Source organism: Erythrobacter cryptus DSM 12079, from assembly GCF_000422985.1.
GTDB lineage: Bacteria > Pseudomonadota > Alphaproteobacteria > Sphingomonadales > Sphingomonadaceae > Erythrobacter > Erythrobacter cryptus.
The window spans coordinates 88,253-113,387 of sequence record NZ_AUHC01000008.1 but is presented as its reverse complement, the minus strand read 5'-3'; the positions used below and the strand labels follow the sequence as shown (position 1 = coordinate 113,387).

Annotated in this window: 21 protein-coding genes; 9 read left to right on the top strand and 12 right to left on the bottom strand. The window is 68.7% G+C overall.

What is annotated here, in order from left to right:
* Positions 1-77 precede the first annotated feature (77 nt).
* The 4 genes from G524_RS0106640 to G524_RS0106625 are packed head-to-tail and all read right to left on the bottom strand — an operon-like array spanning position 78 to position 6,675.
* Entirely contained in the window at positions 78-1,289 is a 1,212-nt protein-coding gene (locus G524_RS0106640) for an MFS transporter (protein ID WP_027443016.1), read from the bottom strand.
* Complete coding sequence (locus tag G524_RS0106635) at positions 1,286-2,347, bottom strand: LacI family DNA-binding transcriptional regulator (RefSeq protein WP_156894033.1); 1,062 nt, start codon at positions 2,345-2,347, stop codon at positions 1,286-1,288. Before G524_RS0106635 ends, G524_RS0106640 begins: the two co-directional genes overlap by 4 nt.
* 35 nt (positions 2,348-2,382) lie before the next feature.
* The gene (locus G524_RS0106630; RefSeq protein ID WP_245561314.1) at positions 2,383-3,348 is read right to left on the bottom strand and encodes a glycoside hydrolase family 16 protein; all 966 of its coding nucleotides are present in this window, start codon (positions 3,346-3,348) and stop codon (positions 2,383-2,385) included.
* Between the two features lie 27 nt (positions 3,349-3,375).
* Positions 3,376-6,675 carry a TonB-dependent receptor gene (locus tag G524_RS0106625; RefSeq protein WP_027443013.1) on the bottom strand — a complete coding sequence of 1,100 codons (3,300 nt, stop codon included), beginning with the start codon at positions 6,673-6,675 and terminating at the stop codon, positions 3,376-3,378.
* Between the two features lie 194 nt (positions 6,676-6,869).
* Between G524_RS0106625 and G524_RS0106620 the strand changes: the two genes are divergently transcribed.
* The gene (locus tag G524_RS0106620; RefSeq protein ID WP_036857572.1) at positions 6,870-8,381 is read left to right on the top strand and encodes a tryptophan halogenase family protein; all 1,512 of its coding nucleotides are present in this window, start codon (positions 6,870-6,872) and stop codon (positions 8,379-8,381) included.
* On the opposite strand, the gene G524_RS0106615 is transcribed toward G524_RS0106620, so the two are convergent.
* Complete coding sequence (locus G524_RS0106615) at positions 8,354-9,157, bottom strand: nucleotidyltransferase family protein (protein ID WP_027443011.1); 804 nt, start codon at positions 9,155-9,157, stop codon at positions 8,354-8,356. The genes G524_RS0106620 and G524_RS0106615 overlap by 28 nt on opposite strands.
* Complete coding sequence (locus G524_RS0106610) at positions 9,154-10,170, bottom strand: D-alanine--D-alanine ligase family protein (RefSeq protein WP_027443010.1); 1,017 nt, start codon at positions 10,168-10,170, stop codon at positions 9,154-9,156. Before G524_RS0106610 ends, G524_RS0106615 begins: the two co-directional genes overlap by 4 nt.
* 107 nt (positions 10,171-10,277) lie before the next feature.
* Between G524_RS0106610 and G524_RS15185 the strand changes: the two genes are divergently transcribed.
* Positions 10,278-11,771 carry a hypothetical protein gene (locus G524_RS15185; RefSeq protein WP_051220954.1) on the top strand — a complete coding sequence of 498 codons (1,494 nt, stop codon included), beginning with the start codon at positions 10,278-10,280 and terminating at the stop codon, positions 11,769-11,771.
* Positions 11,772-11,786: 15 nt separating this feature from the next.
* Here the strand turns inward: G524_RS15185 and G524_RS15180 are convergent, their stop codons facing one another.
* The 5 genes from G524_RS15180 to G524_RS0106580 form a co-directional block, all read right to left on the bottom strand.
* Positions 11,787-12,752: an NAD(P)/FAD-dependent oxidoreductase gene (locus G524_RS15180; protein WP_036857571.1), complete on the bottom strand. Its 966-nt coding sequence runs from the start codon at positions 12,750-12,752 to the stop codon at positions 11,787-11,789.
* Between the two features lie 32 nt (positions 12,753-12,784).
* Positions 12,785-13,771, bottom strand: a complete 987-nt coding sequence (gene egtD / locus G524_RS0106595) for an L-histidine N(alpha)-methyltransferase (RefSeq protein ID WP_027443009.1) — start codon at positions 13,769-13,771, stop codon at positions 12,785-12,787.
* Position 13,772: 1 nt separating this feature from the next.
* Positions 13,773-15,020: an ergothioneine biosynthesis protein EgtB gene (gene egtB / locus G524_RS0106590; RefSeq protein WP_027443008.1), complete on the bottom strand. Its 1,248-nt coding sequence runs from the start codon at positions 15,018-15,020 to the stop codon at positions 13,773-13,775.
* A gap of 158 nt (positions 15,021-15,178) precedes the next feature.
* Positions 15,179-16,564: a class II 3-deoxy-7-phosphoheptulonate synthase gene (locus G524_RS0106585; RefSeq protein ID WP_027443007.1), complete on the bottom strand. Its 1,386-nt coding sequence runs from the start codon at positions 16,562-16,564 to the stop codon at positions 15,179-15,181.
* Positions 16,565-16,708: 144 nt separating this feature from the next.
* On the bottom strand, positions 16,709-19,708 hold the full coding sequence (locus G524_RS0106580) for a M16 family metallopeptidase (protein WP_027443006.1): 3,000 nt from the start codon (positions 19,706-19,708) through the stop codon (positions 16,709-16,711).
* 110 nt (positions 19,709-19,818) lie between these two features.
* On the opposite strand from G524_RS0106580, the gene G524_RS0106575 reads away from it, so the two are divergent.
* The 7 genes from G524_RS0106575 (at position 19,819) to G524_RS15175 (ending at position 24,212) form a co-directional block, all read left to right on the top strand.
* A complete protein-coding gene (locus tag G524_RS0106575; protein WP_027443005.1) occupies positions 19,819-20,397 on the top strand; it encodes a NifU family protein in 579 nt (192 codons plus the stop codon).
* Complete coding sequence (locus tag G524_RS0106570) at positions 20,394-21,002, top strand: malonic semialdehyde reductase (RefSeq protein WP_027443004.1); 609 nt, start codon at positions 20,394-20,396, stop codon at positions 21,000-21,002. Before G524_RS0106575 ends, G524_RS0106570 begins: the two co-directional genes overlap by 4 nt.
* A 51-nt stretch (positions 21,003-21,053) precedes the next feature.
* Positions 21,054-21,683, top strand: a complete 630-nt coding sequence (gene tsaB / locus G524_RS0106565; RefSeq protein WP_027443003.1) for a tRNA (adenosine(37)-N6)-threonylcarbamoyltransferase complex dimerization subunit type 1 TsaB — start codon at positions 21,054-21,056, stop codon at positions 21,681-21,683.
* Positions 21,680-22,159 (top strand): GNAT family N-acetyltransferase, encoded by a 480-nt coding sequence (locus G524_RS0106560; protein WP_036857570.1) that lies wholly within the window; start codon positions 21,680-21,682, stop codon positions 22,157-22,159. Before tsaB ends, G524_RS0106560 begins: the two co-directional genes overlap by 4 nt.
* A gap of 114 nt (positions 22,160-22,273) precedes the next feature.
* On the top strand, positions 22,274-22,720 hold the full coding sequence (locus G524_RS0106555; protein WP_027443001.1) for a Ros/MucR family transcriptional regulator: 447 nt from the start codon (positions 22,274-22,276) through the stop codon (positions 22,718-22,720).
* Between the two features lie 180 nt (positions 22,721-22,900).
* Positions 22,901-23,323, top strand: coding sequence for a Fur family transcriptional regulator (locus tag G524_RS0106550; protein WP_027443000.1), 423 nt, complete (start codon positions 22,901-22,903; stop codon positions 23,321-23,323).
* Positions 23,316-24,212 carry a lysophospholipid acyltransferase family protein gene (locus G524_RS15175; protein ID WP_036857569.1) on the top strand — a complete coding sequence of 299 codons (897 nt, stop codon included), beginning with the start codon at positions 23,316-23,318 and terminating at the stop codon, positions 24,210-24,212. The genes G524_RS0106550 and G524_RS15175 overlap by 8 nt, the downstream gene beginning before the upstream one ends.
* Before the next feature lie 21 nt (positions 24,213-24,233).
* Here G524_RS15175 and G524_RS0106540 read toward each other — a convergent pair whose 3' ends face one another.
* Entirely contained in the window at positions 24,234-25,118 is an 885-nt protein-coding gene (locus tag G524_RS0106540; protein WP_084625079.1) for a LysR substrate-binding domain-containing protein, read from the bottom strand.
* Positions 25,119-25,135 lie beyond the last annotated feature (17 nt).

Below are 25,135 nucleotides of genomic sequence, written 5' to 3'. Positions count from 1 at the left end.
AGGATATGCCGGGGCGCGCTGCCTTTGGCAAGGCCCGGATCGCCGCGGCCCGGGCTTGTGCGCGGATGGGGCCACGCTCAGGCGGGGCGGCGCGTCCCGGCGAGCAGCGCTGCGCTTGCCAGCGCCAGCGCCGCGAACAGCACGAACAGCCCGGAATAGCCGAAATGCGGCACCAACAGCACCGTCAGCCCCGGCATCACCATGCCCGGCACGGTGTTGGTGAGGTTGAACAGGCCAAGGTCGCGCCCGCGGTGCTGCGGCGCGGGCAGCACCCGCAGGGTGTGCCCCGCATGAAGCGCGAGGAACACCGCCGCCGACAGCGCAAAGAGCACATAACCCGTGATTGCCATGGCGAGGCCCGAGGCCGCCGCCATCACCGCAAGCCCAGCGGCACAGGCGAGCGCGGCGAGCACCAGCGGGAGCACCGGGCGGCCATGGCGATCCGACCAGCGCCCGACCAGCAGCGACAGCGGTACCGCCGAGAGCAGCACCAGGCTGAAGATATTGGCCGCGCCGTGCTCGGGATAGCCGGGGGCGAGTGCGCGCAGCCAATAGAGCAGGAAGGCAAACATCCCCCCTTCGGCAACCTGCACCAGCAGCCGCGCCGCCCACATCCTTGCGACCACCCCGCGCCAGGGCAGTGGCGACGCCGCGTCTTCGGGCGCGGCCACGGCCGGGCGCGGCGCCATCAGCTCGGCCCGCGCGCGCCCGCCGCCCAGCAGCACCGCCGGGAGCACCAGCGCCGCCACCAGCAGCGCCACCAGCTCGAGCCGCGCCGCGGGCGCAACCAGCCCGCCATAGGTCACCAGCGATCCCGCCAGCGCCCCCAGCGCCGGGGCCAGCGCCAGCGCCCCGCCAAGCTCGCCCTTCTGGCTGTCGGGAAAGCAATCGCCGGCCCAGGCCAGAAGCGGGCCGAGCATCAGGTTGAGGCCCACCTGCCAGGCCATGATCAGGAGCACGACCTCATCGAGGCTGCGCGCGTCCTCTAGCGCCACCAGCAAGAGGCCCGAGATCACGAGGCCGGCAAGGATCCATGGGCGCCGCGTGCCGCTCACGTCGCTCAGCGTCCCGGCGGCGATATTGGCAAGGCTCGCCGCCAGCGCGCCAAGAAAGGTCACCTGGGCGAGCGCGGCGACATCCTCGCCGCCCTGCAATTCGGCAAGGCGCTGCGGCAGCAGCACGGTAAGCAGCGGGACATAGGCGACCGCCCCCCCGGCAAAGGCGAGCGCGAACAGCGCCAGGAACCAGCGCGGCTGGGGCGCCGGACTGGCAGACGCGCTTGCGCTCAAGCCCTGTCCACCGCGCGCGGCGCCGCGGTCGAGGAACGGGGGACGAGCGCCGCGGGAACCTCGATCACGCCCTGCGCGCCTGCCTCCTCATCCCGCGCGATCAACAGTTCGACCGCGCGGCTCACGGTCTCGGCGATCGGCTGGTCGATCGCGGTGAGCGGCGGCTGGGTGAAGCGCACGATCGGGGTGTTGTCGAAGGAGATGAGCGAGAGATCATCGGGCACCGCAAGGCCAGCCTCGCGCGCCGCCTCGAGCGTGGCGAGCGCCATCTGGTCGGAAGAAGCGATGATCGCGCTGGGGCGCGGCGCGCGGGCGATGAGCGCGCGGGCGGCGGCAAGCCCGCTCTCGAAGCCGAAATCGCCGCGCGCCAGCAGGCCCTCATCGCGCAGCCCCGCCTCGGCCAGCGCAGCGCGCCAGCCGGTGATGCGCCAGCCGCTGAGGCTATATTGCTCCGGCCCGGCGATCATGGCGATGCGGCGATGGCCAAGTTCGATGAGATGGCGGGTCGCCAGCGCGGCGGCGCCCTCGTCCCCCATGGTCAGCGCGATCCCCGGCCCTCGGGCCTTCGAACCGATCCGGGCAAAACGGATACCGCGATCCTCGAGCAGCGCGGTGATCAGCGGATTTTCCGAGTGCGGCGGGGTGAGGATCACCCCATCGGGCTGGAGCGCCGAGATCGCCGCGCCCAGCTCGCGCTCGACATGCTCGGAGCGGGTGTCGATCAGCTCCACCATCATCCTGTAGCCATGCGGCGCGCCGGTGAGCACCCCGCCGAGCAGCATCTGATCGACCCAGTCGGTGCCGCGCCGCTCGCGCCAGTCGGCGAGTGTGCGCTCGCGGTCGTTGATCGCAAGGAGGATATAGGAACGCGAGCCGCTCATCCGCTGGGCGGCAAGGCTCGGCACATAGCCCATCTTCTTGATCGAGGCGCGCACCCGCTCGCGCAGATGCGGGCGGACATTGGGCCCGTCGTTGATGACCCGGCTCACCGTCTGCAACGAGACCCCGGCATCCTCGGCCACGTCCCTGATGGTGACATTCTTGCGCCTGCGCGCCATCCCGATGTCTGCCCCTGTGCCTGCCCTCAGCCCGGCTAGCCCATGCAGGCCCGGCCCGTCACCGGGTCGCGGGCGCAGCGATAGACCCTGATCCAGTCGATCGCGAATTGCGCGGGAAAGCTCGCCGCTGCAAGCCCCTTTGCATTGTTCTCCTCGGCCAGCCGCCCGCCCACGGCAAGGTTGGCCATGAGATAGAAGGGCTGGTCAAAGGGGGCATGGGGCCGCCCCCGCGCGCGCGGCGAGGCGGTGCTCCACTGGTCGGCGGTGACGGTGAGATGCACCCGGCCATCGACGAGGAAGCGGATCAGCCCGGCGCCCCATTCCACCGCATAGACGTGGAAATCCGCCGAAGGCAGGGCGCCATCGGGAAGCGCCGTGCGGCTGTCGATAAAGCGGTTGGCGGGCGGAAAATCGCCGAAATGAAGCGCGCTGATGGTGCGGTTCTCGCGCCCGCCCGCGCATTGCTTGCACCTCGCGCCGATATTGACCGCCTCGAGAATGTCGATCTCGCCCGATCGCGGCCAGGGGCCATAGGCGGGGTTGTCGGGCATCATCCAGATCGCCGGCCAGGTGCCCTGCCCGGCGGGCACCCTGGCGCGCGCCTCGATCCGGCCATAGCGCCAGGCGTGCAGGCCGATGGTGCGCACCTTGCCCGAAGTGTGCGACTGCACCAGCGTGGGATTGTCGCGGCCCGCGATCTCGGGCGGGCGCGCCGGGCCGGCAAAGCGCTCCTTGCGCGCCTTGAGGAGCAGGAGGCCGCCTTCGACCGCGATGTTCTCGGGCCGGTCGGTATAGCACTGCCGCTCGCCATTGCCCCCGCCCCAGCACGAGACCTCGGGCGTCCACTTGCTGCGATCGAGCGCATCGCCCTCGAACTCGTCGGCCCACACCAGCTCCCAGCCGGCCGCGGCGAGCGGATCGGCTGGGGCACCCGAAGGCGGGGGCGCAGCGGCGCCCCCGCCCAGCAGCAGGGCGCCAAGCCCTGCCGCAATGCGTGCCAACCCGGCCCGCCTCATGCCCCGCCCCGGCTAGAAGTCGAAGCGGGCCAGGAAGGTGTAGCGTCGGTCGTTGCGGAAGGCCGAGCGCGCGATGCGGGTGCCGTCGAAATCGATCACCTGGCTGGTGCGGAACACCTCATCGAGCAGGTTCACCCCCTGCACCCCGAGCTTGATCCCGTTCTTGAGCGTGACGAACAGCGAGGCATCGAGCTGGCCGGTCTCCTCGCCCCAGATCGGGGAGAAGGGGAAGATGTCATCGCGCGGGGTGATGAGGAAGGCCGAGCGCCAGTTGTAGGCGGCGCGCATCGACAGCCAGTCCTTCTCGTAGAACAGCGTCGCGTTGACGGTGTGCTTGGAGATCCCGGCCAGCGGCTGCCCGGCGGCAAAGGGCCCCTGCGTGCCCCCGCGGTCGATATTGGTGAAATCACCGCCATCGACATAGGTATAGGTCAGCTGCGTGCCCAGCCCGCTCAACACCCCTGGCAGGAAGTCATAGGTCTGCTGATAGGCAAGTTCGACGCCCTTGAGCGTGCCGTCCTGGAAGTTGACGGGCCCGAACACCTGCACATCGAGCGCGGGCACCTTGGGGCTTTCGAAATTGACCACGTCGATCCCTGGCCCGACGATCCCCTTCAAGTCCTTGATGAAGCCGCTGAGGGTGAGCGAGCCAACCCGGTCGAAATACCATTCGACCGAAAGGTCATAGTTCCACGAGCTGATCGGGCGCAGGTTGCGGTTGCCGGTGGCCAGCGCAAAGAGCGGCCCAGTCTCAAGCGTGCCCTCGTTCCGCAGGACGCCGGTGTTGTCGCCAATCGTCCCGCCCGAGCGGAAATCGCCAAGGTCGGGCCGGGTGATGCCCTTGGACACGGCAAAGCGGAACAACAGACCGTTGCCCGTATCGAGCAGCGCGTTGAAGCTCGGCAACCAGTTGTCGAACACCACCGCGCGGTCATCGATCAGGATCTCGCCGGTATGGGCCGCCGCAAACTCAGCCAGGCGCCCGGCTGAAAGGCTGCAATAGGCCGGGCGCTGGTCGGCCGGAAGATTGGCCGCCTGGGCGCAGGCGGCGTTGATCTCGGCCACCTGCACCACCCCATCGCCATTGCCCCCGGCAAGCGGGCTGTCGAATTGCTGCGGATTGGGAAAGCCGATGAGCCCGGCCGCGACCACTTCGGTCTCGACATAGCGCAGGCCGATATTGCCCGACAGCTTCCAGCCATTGGCAAATTCGGTGCCGTAATCGACCCGCACATAGGCCGCCCTCGTCTCCTCGGCGACATCGTTGATCTCGGGCGGGCAGAACGGATCGCACTGCGTCACCTCGCCATTGACGGGGTTGAAGAACTCGCGCCCGCGGACCCCGAAGAAGGGATTGGGGGTCTGCGAGAAGACGTTGATCTCGCGCGCCTGCCGCGCTGAAAGCCCCGAGAGGTATTCCTGCAGCAGGTTGTCGCCGCCGAAGAAGAACGAGCTGCTCGGCACCGGCGAGGGAGCCTTGCCGCGCTGGAAGTTGCGGGCAAAGGGGGCAAAGGAGGTGGCATAGGTGGGGAAGTCATCGACATAGGCCCCGCCGCCGATCGCGAATTCCTGCCCCGGAAGGCCGGTGAAGAAGCGGCCCGGCTGGAACCCGCCGGTCGCCGCGCAGCCCGGCCCGGCGTTCCACGGCGCGCAGCCCGCCCGCCCGGCCCAAGGCGCCGAAAGGTTGCCCCAGGCGGTGAAGTTGGTGTCGCGCGTCACCCGGTCACGGTCCGACCAGCGCGCCCCGAAGCGCGCCCGCTTGAAGAAGCCTTCGTCGCTGATGTCATATTCGGCATCGAAGCGCAGGCTATCAAGCTCGCCCTCGTTGCGGGCGATGCTGTCGAGCAGGAACCAGTAATAGGTGTTGCGCCCGCTCGAGAAATAGTCGCTCGGCGCGCCCGGAGGGGCAAGGAACTCGACCTTGGGCACCTTGCCCGAGGCATCGATGGCGATGTTGGCCCAGGAGTTCATCGCGCCGATGATCGCGTCCTGACGCAGGTCGGAGGAGATCCGCTGCGCCTCGAAGTTGACGCGGAAGCGATCGGTCACGCTCCAGTCGATATCGAGCGAAAAGTCCTCGGTGGTCGCATCGGTGTTGCGCTCGAAGCGCAAGGTCTCGAAAGGAATGCCACCGCGGCCGAAGGGGTTGGCATAGGCATCGCCGATGCGCTGGCTCAGCACCCCGCGCCGGAAGATGCCGTTGCTGTCAAACTCCCAGGTGCTGCCCGCCGCCGGCACCGGGAACAGGGCATCGTCATTGACCTGCGCCAGCGCGGCGAATTCCTTGGTGAAGAAGCTGGTTTCCGAACGCAGCCACTCGAAGGTGATCAGCACATCGCGGTTGGGGCTTTCATACTGCACCACCGCGGAGATGGCCTCGCGGTCACGCTCGAGATCGGTGGTGCGCACACCCGCCCCCTTGGGCACCACCAGCGCGCCGGCGGGCGGGAAATTGTCGGGCCCGAGCACCGGCCCGGGCAGGAAGCCGCCGCTGCCTACCGGGCGCACCCGGATGCACCCCGCATTGAGGCTGGCGGCGCGGTAGCACGGATCGGTGATCTGCGAGGCATCGGTGCGGCTGATAAGCTCCGAACGGGCATAGCCGAGCTGGAAGCCGAGCGTGCCGGCCTCGCTCTCCCAGGTGGTCGAGCCGGTGACCGAAAAGCCCGGCGACCATTCCTTGGCAAAATCGCCGTAATTGGTCTCGATCGTGCCGGCGATATGGGTGCCGCGCCGATCAAGCGGCTTTCTGGTGACGAGATTGACCGTGCCGGCGATCCCGCCTTCGATCATGTCGGCGGTGAGGTTCTTGAACACCTCGACCCGGCCGAGCAGCTCGGGCGAGACATCGTTGAAGCTCAGCACCACCCCGCCAGTGGCGGAGAAGATGTCGCGGCCATTGAGTTCGGAGCGCACGAAGGGCAGGCCGCGTACGATCACGCCGGTGCCTTCGACCGAGAAGCGATCGGGATCGGAGGGCTTCTCAAAGCGGCCGATATTGACGCCGGGCACGCGCTGGAGCGCTTCTGCAACCGAGCGGTCGGGCAGCGCACCGATATCCTCGGCGGTGATGACATCGACGAAGGTATCGGCGTTGCGCTTGATCGTCTGGGCGTTCTGGAGCGCGCCCCGGAAGCCCGAGACGATGATCTCGCGCGCCGAAACCTCGTCGGCGACCTCGTCCTCGGTGGCAGGCTCGGCCTCGCTGTCCTGCGCCAGCACGGGCGCGGGGCAGGCCGCGGCAATCGCCAGCGCCGAGACAGTGCCAAGAGCGAAAAAGCGGCGACGCGGCGCCACGGTTGCACAATGCATGATGCTTCAAGCCTCCCCTTGCCGCGCGCCGGTTCTATGCCGGCACCGCGGTTGCAAGCGCTGGCTTAGCGCATTTTGAGAGCGTTCTCAAGACTTGTAATCCGCCGTTCATATTGCATCTTGGCAACAGTCGGGAAGGAAGCCCAAGGCCCACACCAGAGCCGGTGCGTGGCCGCGCGGGAGAGGAAAAAGGCATGGCGATTGAACGGATTGTCATCGTCGGGGGCGGCACCGCCGGGTGGATGGCGGCCGCCGCGCTCTCGCGCATCAAGGCCGGGCGGCCGCTCGAAATCGTGCTGATCGAATCCGAGGCGATCGGCACCGTGGGCGTGGGCGAAGCGACGATTCCACCCTTCGTTGGCTTCAACGAATTGCTCGGCATCAACGAGGCAGACATGCTGAGCGCGGTCGGCGGCACCTTCAAGCTCGGCATCCAGTTTGAAAACTGGGGCCGGATCGGCGACAGCTATATCCACCCCTTCGGCGCCTATGGCTATTCGATGGGGGGGATCAGCTTCCACCATGTCTGGCACCGCATGGCCAAGGCCGGCGATCCGCGCCCGATTCAGGTGTTCAACCTCGAGACCATGGCCGCCTGTTTCGGCAAGTTCGCCCGCACGCAGGATTATCGCCGCGACGATCTGCCCCCGGTCAACTATGCCTATCACCTCGATGCGGGCCGCTATGCTGCCTATCTGCGCCGCGTTGCCGAGGCGCGCGGGGTGGTGCGCGAGGAGGGCAAGGTTGTCGATGTCGCGCTCGATGGCCAGAGCGGCTTTGTCACCAGCGTGCGGCTCGAGGACGGGCGCAGCTTTGCGGGCGACCTGTTCATCGATTGCTCGGGCTTTCGCGGCCTCTTGATCGAACAGGCACTAAAGACCGGTTATGAGGACTGGAGTCACTGGCTGCCCTGCAACCGTGCGGTGGCCCTTCCCTGCCTGCGCGAGGATGGCAGCCCGCCCCCGCCCTTCACCCGCGCGACCGCGCACCGCGCCGGCTGGCAATGGCAGGTGCCGCTCCAGCACCGCAACGGCAATGGCCATGTCTATTGCAGCGCCTTCATGGAAGATGACGAAGCGCTCGACATCCTTGTTGGCAACATCGCCGGCAAACCCCAGGCCGAGCCCAACTGGCTGCGCTTTGTCACCGGGCGGCGCAAGAAGTTCTGGAACAAGAACGTCGTCGCCCTCGGCCTTGCCGCGGGCTTCATGGAGCCGCTCGAATCCACCTCGATCCACCTCATCAACACCGGGATCGACAAGCTGATCTCGCTCCTCTCGCTCGAGGGCATCACCAAGGTGCAGGAGGATACCTTCAACAGGCTGACGGGGCGCGAATATGCCCGCATCCGGGATTTCCTGATCCTCCACTACAACGCCACGAGCCGCGATGATTCGGACTTCTGGAACCATGTCCGCACCATGGAGGTGCCCGAGACGCTCACCGAGAAGGTCGAGCTGTTCAAGGCCAACGGGCAGATCTTCCGCGAGGAGGACGAGCTGTTCACCGAGACCAGCTGGGCGGCGGTGATGATGGGCCAGGGGATCGAGATGGGCAGCCACAATGCCATGGCCGATGCGCTCGATCCGGCCACGACCGCGCATGAGGTCAACGAGATGGAGCGCTCGATCCGCTATCTCGTGGGCGCCATGCCGGGGCATGGCGAATATCTGGCGCGCTATTGCCCCGCGGCGCTCGCGGCCTGACGGCGCCGGGCCATGATCTCGCTGGCGCAGGCGTGGGTGCGCGCATTGTCGACATCGATGGCATAGCTCCCATCCGCGAGCACCACCGGCACGAGGGTTAGGCCCATCCGCCGCGACACCCGCCGCATCGCCGCCTCGAGGCTGAGCCACCCCCAGCGGAACATCAGCGTGTTGATGAGGCCGAAGGCGCCGATCACCCGACGCGGCTGCTTGGCAAATTGCCCGCCCTCGCGGAAGATCTCCGCCACCCTGAGAACATCGCTGCGCGCGATCCAGTAGGTGTTGCAGTTGGAATAGCCATCATCGGCAAATTCATAGAAGCGCCGCTGGCCTTCGGGGTGGGCGGCAAGGATATCGGCCTTGCGGGCAAAGGCCGCTGCGGCATCGGCATCGCCCGCCCCGGCGATCAGCGCCGCGATCGATTCGGGCGTGATGAGCACATTGTCCGCGGTGGTCACCAGCAGCGGAAAGGGCGCCCGTCCGGCTGCCTCGATCACGCTGTCGGCAAGATTGGCTGCGGCCCTGATCGCGATCAACCGCCCCTCGCCCATCAGCCGCTCGGCCATGGGCAGGCCGGCAAGGATCGCCGGATCGTTGATCGAGACCACGATCTGGCCGATCTCGGGCGCCGCGGCGAGCGCAGCGAGCACATGCTCGATGCAGGGCGTGCCCAGCACTGGCACCAGGCACTTGTCGGCCACGCCGTGCGCGGCGGCGAGCGGATCGAGCGCGCCGTCGCGCCGCCCAGCGAGCACGATCGCCGAGGCCCGGCTCATCGCGCAAACAGGCCCTGTCGCGCCATGCTTTCGGCAAGGATGGTCTCGATCAGCTGCTCCTGGCTCATCCCCGCCAGCAGGGCCGAGCGGCCGAACACCTTCTGCGACCACAGGTTGCAGTTGAGATTGACCTCGAGAAAATCGATCCGCCCGCTGGCATCATCGACCCGGAACTCGAAGCGGCCATAATCGAACGGCTCGAAGATCCCGATCAGCGCCTCGGTCATCGCGGTGATGCGCGCCACCATCTCGGGCCGCTCATAGGGCACGAGGCTATACTTGCTCGAACGGTCAACCAGATCGCGCTTCTCGTAATAGGTGCGCAGATGCGCCGGATCGGCCTGCAGGAACTGCATCATCGGCATGATCGTCGGCCGGCCATTGACGGTGATCACCGGCACCTCGACATCACTGCCAACGAGGAACGGCTCGACGATCGCATCGTGCCCATCGGCATGGACCGAGGCGATCGCGCGCTCCAGCCCTTCGGCGTCGAAGGCATCCTGCACCCCCCAGCTTGCCGAGGAGGCATTGGGCTTGATCACCCAGCGCTCGGCCGGCGGGCAGCGGCTGACATCGACCGGGGCGCCGCGGCGGAAGATCGCCCAAGGCGCGGTCGGCACCTCGCGCGCGCGCGCCTCGAGCTTGGAGAGGTGCTTGTCGTCCGAAAGCCCGCGCAGGATCGGGGTAGCGCCAAGATAGGGCAGGCCCAGCCGGGTGCACAGCAGCGGCAGCAGCATCTCCGAATTGAGAAAGCCCCCGCGGTTGAGCAGCGGGAAGACGAAATCCACCCCCTCGGGCCGCTCGAACAGGGCGTTGTAGCTGTTGGCAACCTTCAAGCCGATGCCAATCCCTTCAAGGATGGTGCGCACCTCGTGGTGATAGATCGCGTGGTTGCCGTCCTCGGGGTGGAGCGAGCCATCGCCCAGTGCGTGCTTGGCGATGAACAGCACGGTGAGGCGCGCCTTGGCCTCGTCAGGGATCAAGGTGGGGCGGATGGTCGGGCTCGCCATGTTGTTTTCCGGGTCTCTTGCGGCAAGGAAGGCGGCGCGCTCTAAAGGATGGGCGCGCGACAATCAACCGCTACCCTTGGCGCGCGCGCTTGGCTAAGGGCGCTTCTATGACCCTGCCCCACCCACGCGCTGCCGCGGGCGGCGAGACCCCGCATGAGCGGCTCGGCCGCCTGCTGAGCAGCGGCGGCGATGCGCGCATCGCCATCGATCCGGCCACCCGGCGCAACCAGTACATGAGTTCGCCCTGGCCGGTCGAGACGCTCGCCTATGCCTCGTCCACCGCCAATGACATTTCCGCCGATGCCTTTGCCCATTGCCTCGGCCGGCTCGAAGCGCTCGCCCCGGGCGATGCGCTCACGCCGGAAGCCTATGCCGCGGCGCTCGAGGCGCTGCGCGCGCGCATCCGCGCGGCCTATGGCCTTGATCGCACGATCGGGGTGGTGTTTGCCGCCTCGGGCACCGATCTGGAATATATCGGCCTTGCCGAGGCCAAGGGGCGCGCGGCGGGCGGCATCCGCAACATCCTGATCGGGGCGGACGAGGTCGGCTCGGGCTGCATCTATTCGGCGCGCGGGCAGTTCTTTGCGAGCGAGACCGCGCGCGGGGTGCCGGTGACCAAGGGCGCGCCGATCGGCGGCGCGCTGCCCGCCCGGGTGGCGCTCCACAACCTGCCGGTGCGCGACGATGCCGGGCGCGCCTACAGTGCCGCCGAGATCGCCGCGGGGATCGAGGCAGCGGTGAGCGAGGCCCGGTCGCAGGGGCTGCACAGCCTCGTCCACGTGCTCCACGGCAGCAAGACCGGGCTGGTGGTGCCGCATCTTGACCATATCGACGCGCTCCGGGCGCGCCACGGCGGCGCGATCAGCTTCATCGTCGATGCCTGCCAGGCGCGCATCACCAGCGCGGCGATCCGCGCCTATCTGGCGCGCGGCTGCATCGTCATGCTGACCGGATCGAAGTTCATGGGCGGCCCGCCCTTCAGCGGGTTTGCCCTGGTGCCCGAAGCGGTGATCGCCGAAGCCGCCGAACTGCCGAGCGGCTTTGCCGCGATCTTCCGCCGCGCCGAATGGCCCGCAGAGTGGCCGGGCACCGCGCAATTGCCCGAGGAGGCCAATCTCGGCCTGCTGCTGCGGCTCGAAGCGAGCATCTTCGAGCTCGAGCGCTTCCAGGCGTTGGCCCTGCCGCGGGTCGAGCGGGTGGTGCTGGCCTTCCACGCCGCAGTGCGCGCCGCCTTTGTCGAGACGCTCGGCGGGCGGCGGCTGGCGCCCTACGAGCCGGGGGCGCGGGCCGAGGGCGATGCCCACCCGGTGGAGATGCGCACGCTCTCAACCATTGATTTGACGCCGCAGCCCGGCGCCCCCGATCTCGATGCCGCGGTGGCGCTGCACCGCGCGCTCGTCGGGCGCGGGGTGCGGCTCGGCCAGCCGGTCAAATGCGTGAAGCTGCCCGACGGGCGCTGGGGTGCGACCTTGCGGGTTGGGATCGCGATGCCGCAGGTCAGCGCCTTCGACCGGCTCGACGATGCCGCGCTCGCCGCCCGGCTCGAGAGCGACATGGCGCGCATCATCGCCGCGATCCGGGAGTGCCGCGCCGCGGGCTGACGGGGGGCGGCGGGCTCAGGCGGGAAGCGCGCGTGCCTCGTCCCCTGCCAGCGCGGCAAGGCGTCGGCCCGAAAGCCACGCCCCTTCAACCCTCGGGCTGTGCAGCCAGTCGCCCGCGATCCCGATCCTGAGCGCCGCATCGAAAACCGCGCCCTCGCCCGCCAGCGGCTCGGGCAGGGCATAGAGCCAGCGGTGTGCATCGCAATGCAGGGGCACGACTGGGTCGGTGCCGGTGACGGCGAAGAAATCGGAAAGCAGGGCCTTTGCCACCTCATCCTTGGGCAGGTCGAGCAATGCGCGGGTGCGCGCCGGGCTGGCGTGGATCACCCAGGTCTCGGCCCCCTCGCGCCCGGGCTTGGTCCCGTTGCGCGCCGCCCAGGCGATCGGGCCTTGTTCGGCACGGAAGGTATCGCCCAGCGGCAGCGGCGCGGCGAACAGCGCCATCACCGCCCAGCACGGGGCCGAGGTGACGCTGGCCGCGCGCGCGGCAAGTGCGGGGGCAGGCTCGGCCAGGAGCACCGCCGCCTGCTCTGCCGGGATCGCCACGATCAGGGTCGGGGCCGCGAAGCTCTCCCCGCCCGCCGTCACCTGCCAGCGCGCGTCCACCCGCGCCACGCCTTCGGCCCTGAGACCCCAGCGCACCTCCAGCCCTGCGGCCATGGCGCGCAGGCACGCGTTCATCCCCGGGGTGCCGACCCAGGCCTCTTCTCCTGCCGCGGGCCAGCGCGCCGCGACCCCGGCCGCCTCCCAGCCCGCCACCACGGCGCGAAAGGCCGGATCGCGCGCGGTGAAATATTGCGCCCCGTGATCGAAGCTCACTTGATGGCCGGCGACTTCCACCCGCCGGGTGGCCATGCGCCCGCCGGGCCCGCGGCCCTTGTCGATCACGATCACCCGCGCCCCGCCCTCGTGCAGCGCGCGCGCCGCGGCAAGCCCGGCCATGCCGCCGCCGATCACCAGAATGTCTGCATTCCTGTCCATGGCCCCACTACGCTTGGGGAGCGCGCCCGGTTTCAGGGCGCCGAACGCGGCGGGCAGGCCTCGGCCAGCAGCACGGCAAAGCGCCGCGCGGGATCGTACCAGCAGGCGCGCGGCTCCCACCCGCCCGCGGCCAGCAGCAAGCCTGCCGAGCGGCGGGTGAACTTGTGGCTGTTCTCGGTGTGGATGGTCTCGCCGCGGCGCATGGCAAAGCGCTTCCCGCTGACGCTGAAGGCAAGGTCTTCCTGCGCGGCAAGATGCATCTCGATCCGGGCATAGGCATCGTTCCAGCGCGCCTGATGGGCAAAGCGATCAACCGGGATATCGCCCTCAAGCTCGCGATTGATGCGAGAAAGGAGATTGCGGTTAAAGGCCGCGGTCACCCCTTCAGCATCATCATAGGCACAAAGGAGCGCGCGCCGGTCCTTCACCAGATCAACACCGATCAGCAGCAGCGCCCCCTCGCCCAGCGCGGCGCGCATGGTGCGCAGCAGATCGGTGGCGGTGGCGGGCACGAAATTGCCGATGGTCGATCCGGGAAAGAAGCCGAGCTTGGGCAGGCCCGCGACCTCGCCCGGCAATTCGACCCGGCGCATGAAATCGGCCTCGACCGGGTGCACCGGCAGGCCCGGGAACTTGGCCGCCAGCGCTGCGGCCGACGCGCGCAGGAAATCCCCGGAAATGTCGATCGGGACATAGGCCGCAGGGGCAATCGAGGCGAGCAGCAGCGGGGTCTTGAGCGAGGAGCCCGAGCCGAACTCGACCACCGCCCGCCCCGGCCCGATCAGCGCCGCCATCTTGCCGGCGCTGCGCTCGAGGATCGCGGTCTCGGCGCGGGTAAGGTAATACTCGGGCAGGCGCGTGATCGCCTCGAACAGGGCGGAACCGGCATCATCATAAAACCAGCGCGCCGGCACCGCCTTTTGCGGCTGCGCAAGGCCAATGAGCACATCGGCACGGAACGCCGGATCAACGCCGCCCGCATCGCGCTCCACCAGCTTGAGGCCCTTTGGCATCGTCATCTCAGGCATCCCGTGCGAGGCGAAGGCCGGTGAACTGCCAGCGCTGGTGGGGGTAGAAGAAGTTGCGATAGGTGGCGCGGGCGTGGCCGCGCACCGTGGCGCAGGAGGCGCCGCGCAGCACCACCTGCCCGCTCATGAACTTGCCGTTGTATTCGCCGATCGCCCCGGCTGCCGGGCGGAAGCGCGGATAGGGCAGATAGGCCGAGCTGGTAAACTGCCAGCAATCGCCGAACAGCCCCGCGCTCCCCCGCGGCAGCACCGGCCCTGCCCCACCGAGCTGGTTGCCCGCGGCAGGATCGTGATCAGCGGCGATCGCTTCCCATTCGAACTCGCTCGGCAGGCGCGCCCCCACCCAGGTGGCATAGGCATCGGCCTCGAAATAGGAGATGTGGGTGACTGGTGCGTGCGGGTCGCGTGGCTGCCAGCCCTGATGGGTAAAGTGCAGCTCATCGCGCCAATAGAGCGGCGCGGTGATGCCCTCGCGCTGCACCCAGGCCCAGCCATCGGCAAGCCACAGGCGCGGATCGGCATAGCCGCCCGCGGCAATGAAGGCCTCCCACTCGCGGTTCGTCACCAGCCGGTCGGCGAGCGCGAAGGGCGCGATCAGCACGCGGTGGCGCGGGCCCTCGTTGTCGAAGGCAAATCCCGTCCCCTCATGGCCGATGCCGACGATCCCGCCCGGGTGGAAAGTCCAGCCGAGCGGCGGCGCAGGCGCGGCAGGCGGCGGGGGCGGCAGGCCCTCCCACATCGCCGGGCCGAGCGGGTTGAGGAACAGGGCGTGTTTGATGTCGGTGAGCAGCAGCTCGATATGCTGCTCCTCGTGCGCGATCCCCAGCGCGATCAGATCGCCAAGCGCCGGATCGGCGAGCAGCGGCGCCATCGCCTCGGTCACGTGGGCGCGCCAGGCGAGCACTTCGGCCATGCTGGGGCGCGAGAGCATCCCGCGCTGGTGGCGGGCAAGGCGCGGCCCTTCGGCCTCGTAGTAGGAATTGAACAGATAGGGCCAATCATCCCGCCACAGGCGATAGCCCGGCAGGTGATCGCGCAGGAGGAAGGTTTCCCAGAACCAGGTGGTGTGCGCGAGATGCCACTTGGCGGGCGAGGCATCGGGCATGGACTGGAGGCAGGCATCGGCCTCGCTCAGCGGTGCGGCCAGCGCCTCGCTGAGCGCGCGCACCGCAGCAAAACGCGCGGCGCGGCCGGTGCCCGCGTCCCCCTGCTGCTCGAACGCCTGGTGCTGGCCTTGCATCGCGCCGCCGTGCTCCCTTCTGCCGCGCGCCGCGCGCGCCCCCGATGTCATGCCCTGAGGTGATGACACAGGAAAGACGCCCGGACGAAGCCGCGGGCTATCGCAAAATCAACCCTTTTTGCCCGCCGAGGGGCCGCTCTGCGCGCGCCCGGCGCCGATCAGGCCGCGTCGGCGCTCAGCTCGCTCTCGCGCCCGGCGGCCGCGGCGTTGAGCATCTCGGCGACAAGGAAGGCGAGTTCCAGCGACTGTTCGGCGTTGAGCCGGGGATCGCAATGGGTGTGATAGCGGTCGCCCAGGCGCTCCTCGGTGATCGCCACCGCGCCGCCGACACATTCGGTCACATCCTGCCCGGTCATCTCGATATGGATCCCGCCGGGGTGCGAGCCTTCGGCCCGGTGGACGGCGAAGAAGCCCTTCACCTCCTTGAGGATGCGATCAAAGGGCCGGGTTTTGAAGCCGCTTTCGGACTTGACGACATTGCCGTGCATCGGATCGCAGCTCCACACCACCGGGTGGCCTTCGCGCTGCACCGCGCGCACCAGGCGTGAAAGCCCTTCCTCGACCTTGTCGTGCCCGAAGCGGCTGATGAGGGTGATGCGCCCCGGCTCGCGCGCGGGGTTGAGCGTGTCGAGCAGCCGCAGCAGCACATCGGGCTCGAGGCTGGGGCCGCATTTCATGCCCAGCGGATTGCCGATCCCGCGGGCGAACTCGACATGGGCGCTGCCCGGAAAGCGGGTGCGATCGCCGATCCAGAGCATGTGGGCGCTGGTGGCATACCAGGCGCCGGTGAGCGAATCGCGCCGCGTCATCGCCTGTTCGTAGGGCAGCAGCAGCGCCTCGTGGCTGGTGTAGAAGCTGGTGCCCTTGAGCTGCGGCACGGTTTCGGGATCGACCCCGCAGGCCTCCATGAAATCGAGCGCCTCGCCGATGCGGTCGGCCATCTCGCTGAACTTCTCGGTCCACGGCGTGCGGCCCATGAAATCGAGCGTCCACTGGTGCACCTGGCGCAAATTGGCATAGCCCCCGCCGGCAAAGGCGCGCAGCAGGTTGAGCGTCGCCGCGGCCTGCGAATAGGCGCGCACCATGCGCTGCGGATCGTTGCGCCGCGCCTCGGGATCGAACTCGATGCCGTTGATATTGTCGCCCAGATAGCTCGGCAGGGTGACATCGCCGATGGTCTCGGTGGGCGAGGAGCGCGGCTTGGCGAACTGCCCGGCCATGCGCCCGACCTTCACCACCGGGCGCTTGCTGGCAAAGGTCATCACCACCGCCATCTGCAGGATGACGCGGAAGGTGTCGCGGATATTGTTGGGGTGGAACTCGGCAAAGCTCTCGGCGCAGTCCCCGCCCTGGAGCAGGAAGCCGCGCCCGCGCGCGACCTCGGCAAGCTCGGCCTTCAATGCGCGCGCCTCGCCGGCAAAGACCAGCGGCGGATAGGTCGAAAGCGTGCGCTCCACCTCGGCGAGGGCCGCGGCATCCTCGTAATGCGGCAGGTGGCGCGCTTCAAAGGCCTTCCAGCTCTCCGGGGTCCAGGTCTCGGGCACGGTGCAATCACTTTCCATCAGCCAGCGCCTCGAGGGGGCGCGCAGGTTCGGGCGCGCGCGCTACAGGAGGCGGGCAGCAATTGTAAAGCGGCAATGGGCCTTGCGACAATGATATTTCCCGCTTGGCCCAAGCGAGCGGGCCGATCAGCGCCCCTTGGCCGCGCGCCCCGCCTTTGCCCTTTTCGGCTCGGCGGCAAGGCTCTGGCCCTCGGGCAGCACCGCGAGGCGATAGGCCTTCTCGGGCGCGAGATAGCGCGCCGCGAGCGCCTGCATCGCCGCGGGCGTGGTCTGCGAATAATCGGCAAGCAGGGTGCGCAGCAGCGCCACCCGCATGGGATCGCTCGTGGCCCCCTCGAGGTTGTAGAGCCAGAACTGGTTGCCGGTCGAAGCCCGGCGGATCAATTGGCCGAGCGGGCCGGTGACCCGCGCCAGCTCGTCATCCGTGGGCGGATTGGCGGCAAGATCGCGGGCGATGCGATCCGCCTCGGCAAAGAAGGCAGGGACGAACCCCGGCTCGAGCTGGGCAATCGCGGTGATCCGCCCGCCGCTGTCGATATCGACCGGCCAGTTGGAGAAGACCTGCGGCGAATAGCTCGCCCCGGCGCGCTCGCGCAGGGCATCGAGCAGGCGGTTGTTGAACAGCTGGGTGAGGATTTCGAGCTGGCGGCTCTCGCGCAGGCTGGCAACGCCCCCGCCACTCGGCCAGGCGACCACCGCCGCGGCCTCGTTGGCATCACCGCGATGGGCGATCACCGCAGGCCGCGGCGTGGGCGCGGCAAAAGGCACGGGGCGCGCGGCGATCTCGGCCGGGATGGGTGCGCGCTCGGGCAGCGCGCCGAAGGTCAGGCGCAATTGCTCCTTGACCTTGGCCGCATCGAATTCGCCGAACACCAGCACCTCGATCGGCCCCTGCGCAAGCAGCGGCTCCCACACCTCGCGGAAACCCTCGGGCGTGGCAGCCCTGAGCGCGGCCGGATCGGGGGTGGCAAAGCGCTGGTCCCCGCCGGTGACGAGATAATCGAGATCGCGATTGAGCACCCCGCCGGGGCTGGTGGCATAGGTGTTGTAGGCAAGCTCGGCCGCGGCGCGGGCGCGCAGCACCGGCTCCTTGTCCCAGCGCGGCATCCCGAGCTTGGCGGCAAAGAGATAGAGCTGGTCGTTCACGTCCTCCGAACGGGTCTGGGCGGTGAAGGTGAACACCCCCTCCTCGATGGCAAAGTCAAAGCCGAGCTTGCGCCCGGTGGCGAGACGATCAAGCTCGTTCTGGCCAAGATCGCCCAGGCCCGAGCCGACCAGCGCCGCCTCGCCCAGCGCAGCATAGACGGCATTCTTCGCATCAAAGGCGCGCCAGCCCGCGCCAAAGCGCACCCGCACCGTCACCCGGCCCGGTTCGGCATTGTTCGACCACAGCAGCGCCTTGACCCCATTGGCAAATGCAACCCGCTCGATCTCGAGCACCCCGAGCGGGGCTTCCTCGGTGATGGTCCCGGGCGCACCGATCGCCGGGAGATCCTCGAAGCGGATGGTCTGCGCGGTAAGCCGCGCGGTGCCATCGGCGGCGGCCTCGCGCGAAAGGGCAAGGCGCAGACGCGCCGCATCGGCCTCGCCCGCCGCCGGGGTGATATAGACCGCCCGGGTCACCACCCCGGTAAACAGCGCCCTGGTGCGTGCGAGCACCTCCTCGGGGGTGAGCCGCCGCTTCATGCCGCGGAAGACATCGAGCACCACCTGCGGCGCGGCGACGGTCTCGCGGATATCGACCGCGTTGACGAGATTGTCAGCCACTTGCGAACCGGCCTCGACGCTGGCCTGCTCGACCGCGTTGACATAGGCGACCTCGAACTCGGCGGCCTCGCGGTCGATCTCCTCCTGGGTCGGCGGATTGGCGAGGGCATCGGCGATCACGCTGCGCACATCGGCCAGCGCGGCCTGCCAGTCCTCGCTGAGCGGGGCGAGCGTGACGAAGGTGCCATCGACCGAGCGCGAAACGTCCTCCTGGCGCACCTGCGCATAGAGGAAGCTGCCCCCGCCGCGCGCCCGCGCCTCGAGCCGGCGGTTGATGATCGCTTGGGCGATGCCGTCGATCAGCAGGCCCTCGTTATAGACGATGGTGTCATTGACCTGACGCCAGGGACGCAGCACCGCATAGGTGAGGCTGCGCGGCAGATCGGGCTCGACCCCGATCGCCACTTCGCCGATCGGCGCGGCAAGCCCCGCCGCGGGGGCGGCATCTGCGGGTGGCACCGGATCGCCGAAATCGGGCGCAGCCGCGGGGGCGCCCGCGCCCTGCCAGTCGACGAACCACTGCTCGACCAGCCCGGCGAGCACGATGGGATCATAATCGCCCGCCACCACGATCACCGCGTTTTCCGGGCGATACCAGCGCTCGTAGAAGGCCCGCACCGCCTTGCCCGTGGCGGCCTTGAGCGTTGCGTCGGTGCCGATCGGATTGCGGATGGCCAGGCGCTGGCCGGCAAAGAAGGTGGTGCGCGTAAGATCGGCGGCGCGCTGCCCGGCCCCGCCGCGCTCGCGCTTCTCGGCCAGCACGATCGGGCGTTCGGCCGCGACATTGGCATCATTGAGCACCGGCGCGCGCACCATGCCCGAAAGCAGGCGGAAGCTCTCGATCAGCTTGGCCGCACCGATATTGGGAATGTCGAGCTTGTAAACCGTGTGGGTGGGGGTGGTCTCGGCATTGGTGTCGCTGCCGAAGGTGGCGCCGAGCCGCTGCCAGGCCGGGATCGCCTCGCCGGGGCGCAAATATTTGCTCTCGCGGAACAACAGGTGTTCGAGAAGATGGGCAAAGCCCTGCTCGCCCTCCTCCTCGTGGAGCGAGCCGGCATCGATCCGCACCCGGATCGAGACCTGCTGCGGCGGCACGCCGTTGCGTCGCACGGCATAGCGCAGGCCATTGGGAAGCTCGCCGAACAGCCATTGGTCATCCACCGGCACATCGCTGCCGCGGTAGAGCCACGGCACCGTGCCCGCTTGCTGGAGCCAGCGCGGCGGCGGCACCTCGGCAAGCGCATCGGCCACCGCCGCCGGCGCGTTGGGGCGGCTGTTCTGGGCGAGCAGCGGCTGGGCCAGCGCGATCGGGGCAAGAACGAGGGCGAGAGCGCGCGCGGCGCGGGAAAGCAAGGCCATGGCGGGCTTATAGGGCGGCAAAAGGTGAAGCGATAGTGAATGCACGAGGGGGGCAAGGCACGCCGCGCAGCGCGCTTGAAATCGGACAAAATCGCTCTTAAATCGCCCCCATGTTCATCGAAACCGAGACCACCCCCAACCCTGCTGCCCTCAAGTTCCTGCCCGGCCGGGCGGTGATGCCGGCGGGCAGCCGCGAGTTCGCCAGCCCCGAGGCCGCCGCCGCCAGTCCGCTGGCGCAGGCGATCTTCGACACGGGCGAGGTGGTCAATGTCCTGTTCGGCACCGATTTCATCGCCGTCACCGCTGCGCCGGGGGCCGATTGGGGCGCGCTCAAGCCGCAGGTGATCGCAATCCTGCTCGATCACTTCGTCTCCGAAGCCCCGCTCTTTGCCCCGGCGAGCGCCAGCGACATCGCCGTGCCGCCCGAGACCGACATGGCGGTGGAGGAGCGGCCCGAGGATGCCGAGGTGATTGCGGCGATCCACGAACTGCTCGAAACCCGGGTGCGTCCGGCGGTGGCGGGCGATGGCGGCGATGTCGCCTATCGCGGCTATCGCGACGGAGTGGTCTATCTCACCTTGCAGGGCTCGTGCTCGGGCTGCCCCTCGAGCACCGCGACCCTGAAGCACGGGATCGAGGGCCTGCTCAAACACTATGTGCCGCAGGTGACCGAGGTGCGCGCCGCATGACCCGCCAGTTCCACGATCAGGCGCTGAGCCCCGAGGCGCTCGACCAGCTGTTCCGCGAGGCGCGCAGCTACAATGGCTGGCGCGATCGGCCCGTGAGCGACGCGCAGCTGCGCGCGATCTGGGAGCTGATGAAGATGGGGCCGACCTCGGCCAACATGCAGCCGGTGCGGATCGTGTGGGTCAAATCGCCCGAGGCCAAGGCGCGCCTTGCCGAATGCGTGATGGAGGGCAACAAGGCCAAGGTGCTCTCAGCCCCCGTGGTCGCGGTGATCGGCTATGACATCGATTTTCACGAGGAGCTGCCCTGGCTCTTCCCCCACACCGATGCGAAAAGCTGGTTCGAGGGCGATGAGGCCCAGCGCGAGGAGGCGGCGCTGCGCAATTCCTCGCTTCAGGGCGCCTATCTGATGCTCGCCGCGCGCGCGCTGGGGCTGGATTGCGGGCCGATGTCGGGCTTCGATCCGGCTGCGGTCAACGCCGCCTTTTTTGCCGAAGAGCCGCGTCACCGGGTCAATTTCATCTGCGCGCTTGGCTATGGCGATCCGGACAGCATCTTTGCCCGCTCGCCGCGGCCCGAGTTCGAGCGCTTCACCCGCATCGCTTGAGCGCGCATTGCCCGCTTGCGGGCGGCGCGCCGCTGAGGCAGGGCGGCGGCGATGCGCACCCTCGTGATCGAGACCGCTTCGGAAGCCTGCAGCATCGCCCTGTTCGCGGGCGAGGCGTTGCTGGCGCGCGATCACCGGGTGATCGGCCGCGGCCATGCCGAGGCGCTGGTGCCGATGATCGCCGCTCTGCCGGACAAGGGCCATGCCGCCCGCATCCTCGTCGGCCTCGGGCCGGGCAGCTTCACCGGGGTGCGGATCGCGCTCGCCAGCGCGCGCGCGCTCGGGCTGGCCTGGGACGCAAGGGTGCTGGGCTATCCCACGCTCGCGCTCATCGCCGCGCAGGCGCGTGCCGCCCGCCCCGGCGCGAGGGTAACGGTGTGCGTCCACGGCGGGCACGGCGAATGGTTCGTCGCCGATTTCGATGCGGCGGGCCTGCCCTTGGGCGCTCCGCGCTCGCTCACCCCCGCGGCCGCGGCCGCGCGCGGGGCCGCGCCGCTGATCGCGGGCAACCGCGCCGCCGAACTTGCCGGCCTCATCGGCGCCGGGCACGAGGCGCTCGCGCTCCTGCCCGATGCGTCCTGCGCCCCCCTCATCCCCCCGGCGCTGCTCAGCGATCACCTCGCGCCGATCTATGGCCGCGGCGCCGATGCCACCCCCATGGCCGCCCGGGCGCCGCGATGACCAGCCCCTGCCCCCATCAGCTCGACCGCATCATGGCGGTGATGGAGGCGGCCTTCGATCCGGCCTATGGCGAGGCCTGGACGCGGCGCCAGGTGGCCGAGGCGCTGGTGCTGCCCAGCACCCATGCGCTGGTGGTCGATGCCGAGGGCGCGCCGATCGACGCAGGCCCCGGCCCGGCCCCGGCGCCTGCGGGCTTCGTGCTCTCGCGCCACGTGCTCGACGAGGAGGAACTGCTGCTCATCGCGGTGGTGCCCGGAGCGCGGCGGCGCGGGGTGGGCACGGCGCTGATCGGGCACCTGCTCGCCGCGGCGCGCACCCGCGCGGTCAACCGCATCTTCCTCGAGATGCGCCGCGGCAACCCGGCGATCCACCTCTATCACAAGCTCGGTTTCGAACCGATCGGCGAGCGCCGCAATTATTACCGCATGGCCAATGGCACGCGCATCGACGCGATTACTTTTGCGCGTAGCCTGTAATTTGCAGGTCTTGCCGCAAAACCGTGCGAAATGATCTCGGGACAATTGCAAAGCTTGCGCAAATGCGCCATGGGCGCGATCAGGCGCACCTCAAAAAACGCCAAAGAGGAACTCATGCAGGAACCGGAATTCGCAATGAAAGAAACGCTTATCACGCTGACGAGCGATATCGTCGCTGCCCATGTCAGCAATAACGAGGTGGCCGTGGCCGATGTGCCCGCGCTCATTACCAATGTCTATGCTGCGCTGGCGGCGCTGGGCGAGGCCCCGGCGGCGGAAGAACCCAAGCCGCAGCCCGCGGTGGCGATCCGCAATTCGGTCAAGCCCGATTACATCGTCTGCCTTGAAGACGGCAAGAAACTGAAGATGCTCAAGCGCTATCTGCGCACCAATTACAACATGAGCCCCGAGGAATACCGGGCCAAGTGGGGCCTGCCGGCCGATTATCCGATGGTCGCCCCCAATTATGCCGAAAAGCGCCGCGATCTTGCCAAGCAGATCGGGCTGGGGCGCAAGCCCGGCGCCGCGCCGCGCGGCCGCCGCGCCAAGAAGGCCGCCTGATCGGCCGCTGACTGTGCCGCCCCGGGTCGCAGCCGCGGGCACCGGCCGCAAGGCCGCTGTTGAGAGGGCCCCCGGCCCGCTTGAGCAAGCCGCCTCGTCCCTGTAGGGTTGGGGCGGCTTGGCTTTTGGGCGCGCCTTCCCGCCGGCGGGGCGGGCGCCTCCTTGCGATGGAGCGTTTCCTTGACCCGGAAAATCGATCTCGAACAACTCTGTGCCGAAAAGGGCCTGCGCATCACCGAACAGCGCCGGGTGATCGCCCGGGTGCTCTCGGAGAGCGACGATCACCCCGATGTCGAGCTGCTGCACAGCCGCGCCGCGGCGATCGATCCGCGCATCTCGATCGCCACGGTCTATCGCACCGTGCGCCTGTTCGAGGAGGCCGGCATCCTCGATCGCCACGATTTCGGCGATGGCCGCTCGCGCTATGAACCCGTGCCCGAGGCCCATCACGATCACCTGATCGATGTCGAGACCGGCAAGGTGGTCGAATTCGTCGATCCCGAGGTCGAGGCGCTTCAACGCCAGATCGCCGAGCGGCTCGGCTATCGCCTGGTCGATCACCGCATGGAGCTTTACGGCGTGCGCCTCTCGCGCAATGACTGAGCGCGCCGCCGCGGCGCCGGATGCGCGCGCACGGGCGCTGCGCGAGGCGGCCGCAAGGGGTGAGGCAACGCCGGTTTCCGCGCTCGGCTGGCTGCGCATCGGCCTGCGCGCGCTCGCGCTTGTCGGCCTGCTCCTCATCTTCGTGCCGCTGCACTATCTCTACCGGGCCTTTGCCTATGGCTCGCCCTTCCCGATGCTGTTCCTGCGCTATGCCGCGCGGGTCTGTGGCGCCCGGGTCGAGGTGATCGGCACCCATCTGAAGCGCGACGTGTTCTTCGTCGCCAACCATGTCTCGTGGATCGACATCCTCGCGCTCGCCGGGGCGAGCGGCACCGCCTTTGTCGCCAAGGCCGAACTGGCCGAGGCGCCGCTGGTCGGCTGGCTCGCGCGGCTCAACCGCACCGTCTTTGTCAAGCGCGAGCACCGCATGGGCGTTGCCGAACAGATCAATGCCCTCAAGGAAGCGCTGGTCGACAATTGGTCGGTGACGGTGTTCCCCGAAGGCACCACCACCGACGGGCAATCGCTGCTGCCGTTCAAGACCTCGATGCTCTCGGTGCTCGAGCCGCCCCCGCCGGGGGTGCTGGTGCAGCCGGTGATCCTTGACTATGGCCCGGTGGCCGAGTGGATCGGCTGGATCGGCAATGAAAGCGGGATCAACAACGCCAAGCGCGTGCTCGCCCGCCGGGGGAGCTTCCGCCTGCGGGTGCATTTTCTCGAACCCTTCAGCCCCGAGGACTTCAAGGGCCGCAAGGCGATCGGGCAGGAATCGCGCCGCCGCATCGAGGAAGGGCTGTTGGAGATCCTCGGGCGCCCGCTGCGCCCCTTTGCCCACAGCGTGCCGCCGGTGCGCTATGCCCCCGAGGCGGTCGAGCCCCCGGCGGATTGAGGCCGCCGCACGCCCTGGCGCCTAAAGCCCGGCGCGCACCAGCCAATCGTGGAAGATGCGCACCGGGCGGCTCTCCAGCGCGACGGGCTTGCACACGAACCAGTAGGAATAGGGGCTTTCCACGGGCACGCCGGGCAGGTTGGTCAGGCGGTTGTCATTGGCGCGGCGCAGGTGATCATCATGCATGATCGCAATGCCCAGCCCCTGGGCCGCCGCCTCGAGCATCAGCGCGCCCGAATCATAGTGGTCGATCGCCACCGGATCCATGTTCTCCAGACCATTGGCCTTCTTCCAGGCGATGAAGCTTTCGGGCAGCTCGTTGTGGATGAGGAAGGTCTGCTTGGCCATCACCTCGGGGGTGATTGCGGGCCCGATCGCGCGCGCCACCTCCTTCGAGCAGATCGCATGGACGAGGTTGTGATCGAGCCGCACCGCATGGAGCCCACTTGCCGGCCCGCGCGATAGGATAATCGCGGCATCGAGCGTGTCGCCCACGCGGTCCTCTAGATGGGGGGCGGTGTCGATGTCGATGTGGAGCAGCGGGTGGCGCTTGCGCAATTCGCCAAGGCGCGGGAACAGGCGCTGGCTGCCGAACATCGGCAGCACCCCGAGCCTGAGGCGCAGCAGCGAGATATTGTCCGACTGGCTCTCGATCGCGCGGGCGAGCGCTTCCATGTGCGGATTGACCGCCTCGTAGAAGGCCTGGCCCTCGTCGGTGAGTTGCATCGACTGGCGCGCGCGGGTGAAGAGCTTCTTGCCGACGAATTCCTCGAGATTGCTGATCCGCCGCGAGAGCGCCGAGGGCGAAAGGCCGATCTCCTCGGCCGCGGCCCGGGCTGAGCCGAGGCGGACAGTGCGCATGAAGGCTTCGAGCGCGCGCAGGGGAGGCAAGCGACGGGCGGGCATGACGGGTCTCCTTGTGC

What these genes read in the sequence shown, in the direction of transcription:
- G524_RS0106635 (WP_156894033.1), bottom strand. Translation starts at nt 2,347, where the DNA reads ATGGCGCGCAGGCGCAAGAATGTCACCATCAGGGACGTGGCCGAGGAT.
- G524_RS0106625 (WP_027443013.1), bottom strand. Translation starts at nt 6,675, where the DNA reads ATGCATTGTGCAACCGTGGCGCCGCGTCGCCGCTTTTTCGCTCTTGGC.
- G524_RS0106620 (WP_036857572.1), top strand. Translation starts at nt 6,870, where the DNA reads ATGGCGATTGAACGGATTGTCATCGTCGGGGGCGGCACCGCCGGGTGG.
- G524_RS0106615 (WP_027443011.1), bottom strand. Translation starts at nt 9,157, where the DNA reads ATGAGCCGGGCCTCGGCGATCGTGCTCGCTGGGCGGCGCGACGGCGCG.
- G524_RS0106610 (WP_027443010.1), bottom strand. Translation starts at nt 10,170, where the DNA reads ATGGCGAGCCCGACCATCCGCCCCACCTTGATCCCTGACGAGGCCAAG.
- G524_RS15185 (WP_051220954.1), top strand. Translation starts at nt 10,278, where the DNA reads ATGACCCTGCCCCACCCACGCGCTGCCGCGGGCGGCGAGACCCCGCAT.
- G524_RS15180 (WP_036857571.1), bottom strand. Translation starts at nt 12,752, where the DNA reads ATGGACAGGAATGCAGACATTCTGGTGATCGGCGGCGGCATGGCCGGG.
- egtD (WP_027443009.1), bottom strand. Translation starts at nt 13,771, where the DNA reads ATGACGATGCCAAAGGGCCTCAAGCTGGTGGAGCGCGATGCGGGCGGC.
- egtB (WP_027443008.1), bottom strand. Translation starts at nt 15,020, where the DNA reads ATGCAAGGCCAGCACCAGGCGTTCGAGCAGCAGGGGGACGCGGGCACC.
- G524_RS0106580 (WP_027443006.1), bottom strand. Translation starts at nt 19,708, where the DNA reads ATGGCCTTGCTTTCCCGCGCCGCGCGCGCTCTCGCCCTCGTTCTTGCC.
- G524_RS0106575 (WP_027443005.1), top strand. Translation starts at nt 19,819, where the DNA reads ATGTTCATCGAAACCGAGACCACCCCCAACCCTGCTGCCCTCAAGTTC.
- G524_RS0106570 (WP_027443004.1), top strand. Translation starts at nt 20,394, where the DNA reads ATGACCCGCCAGTTCCACGATCAGGCGCTGAGCCCCGAGGCGCTCGAC.
- tsaB (WP_027443003.1), top strand. Translation starts at nt 21,054, where the DNA reads ATGCGCACCCTCGTGATCGAGACCGCTTCGGAAGCCTGCAGCATCGCC.
- G524_RS0106560 (WP_036857570.1), top strand. Translation starts at nt 21,680, where the DNA reads ATGACCAGCCCCTGCCCCCATCAGCTCGACCGCATCATGGCGGTGATG.
- G524_RS0106555 (WP_027443001.1), top strand. Translation starts at nt 22,274, where the DNA reads ATGCAGGAACCGGAATTCGCAATGAAAGAAACGCTTATCACGCTGACG.
- G524_RS15175 (WP_036857569.1), top strand. Translation starts at nt 23,316, where the DNA reads ATGACTGAGCGCGCCGCCGCGGCGCCGGATGCGCGCGCACGGGCGCTG.
- G524_RS0106540 (WP_084625079.1), bottom strand. Translation starts at nt 25,118, where the DNA reads ATGCCCGCCCGTCGCTTGCCTCCCCTGCGCGCGCTCGAAGCCTTCATG.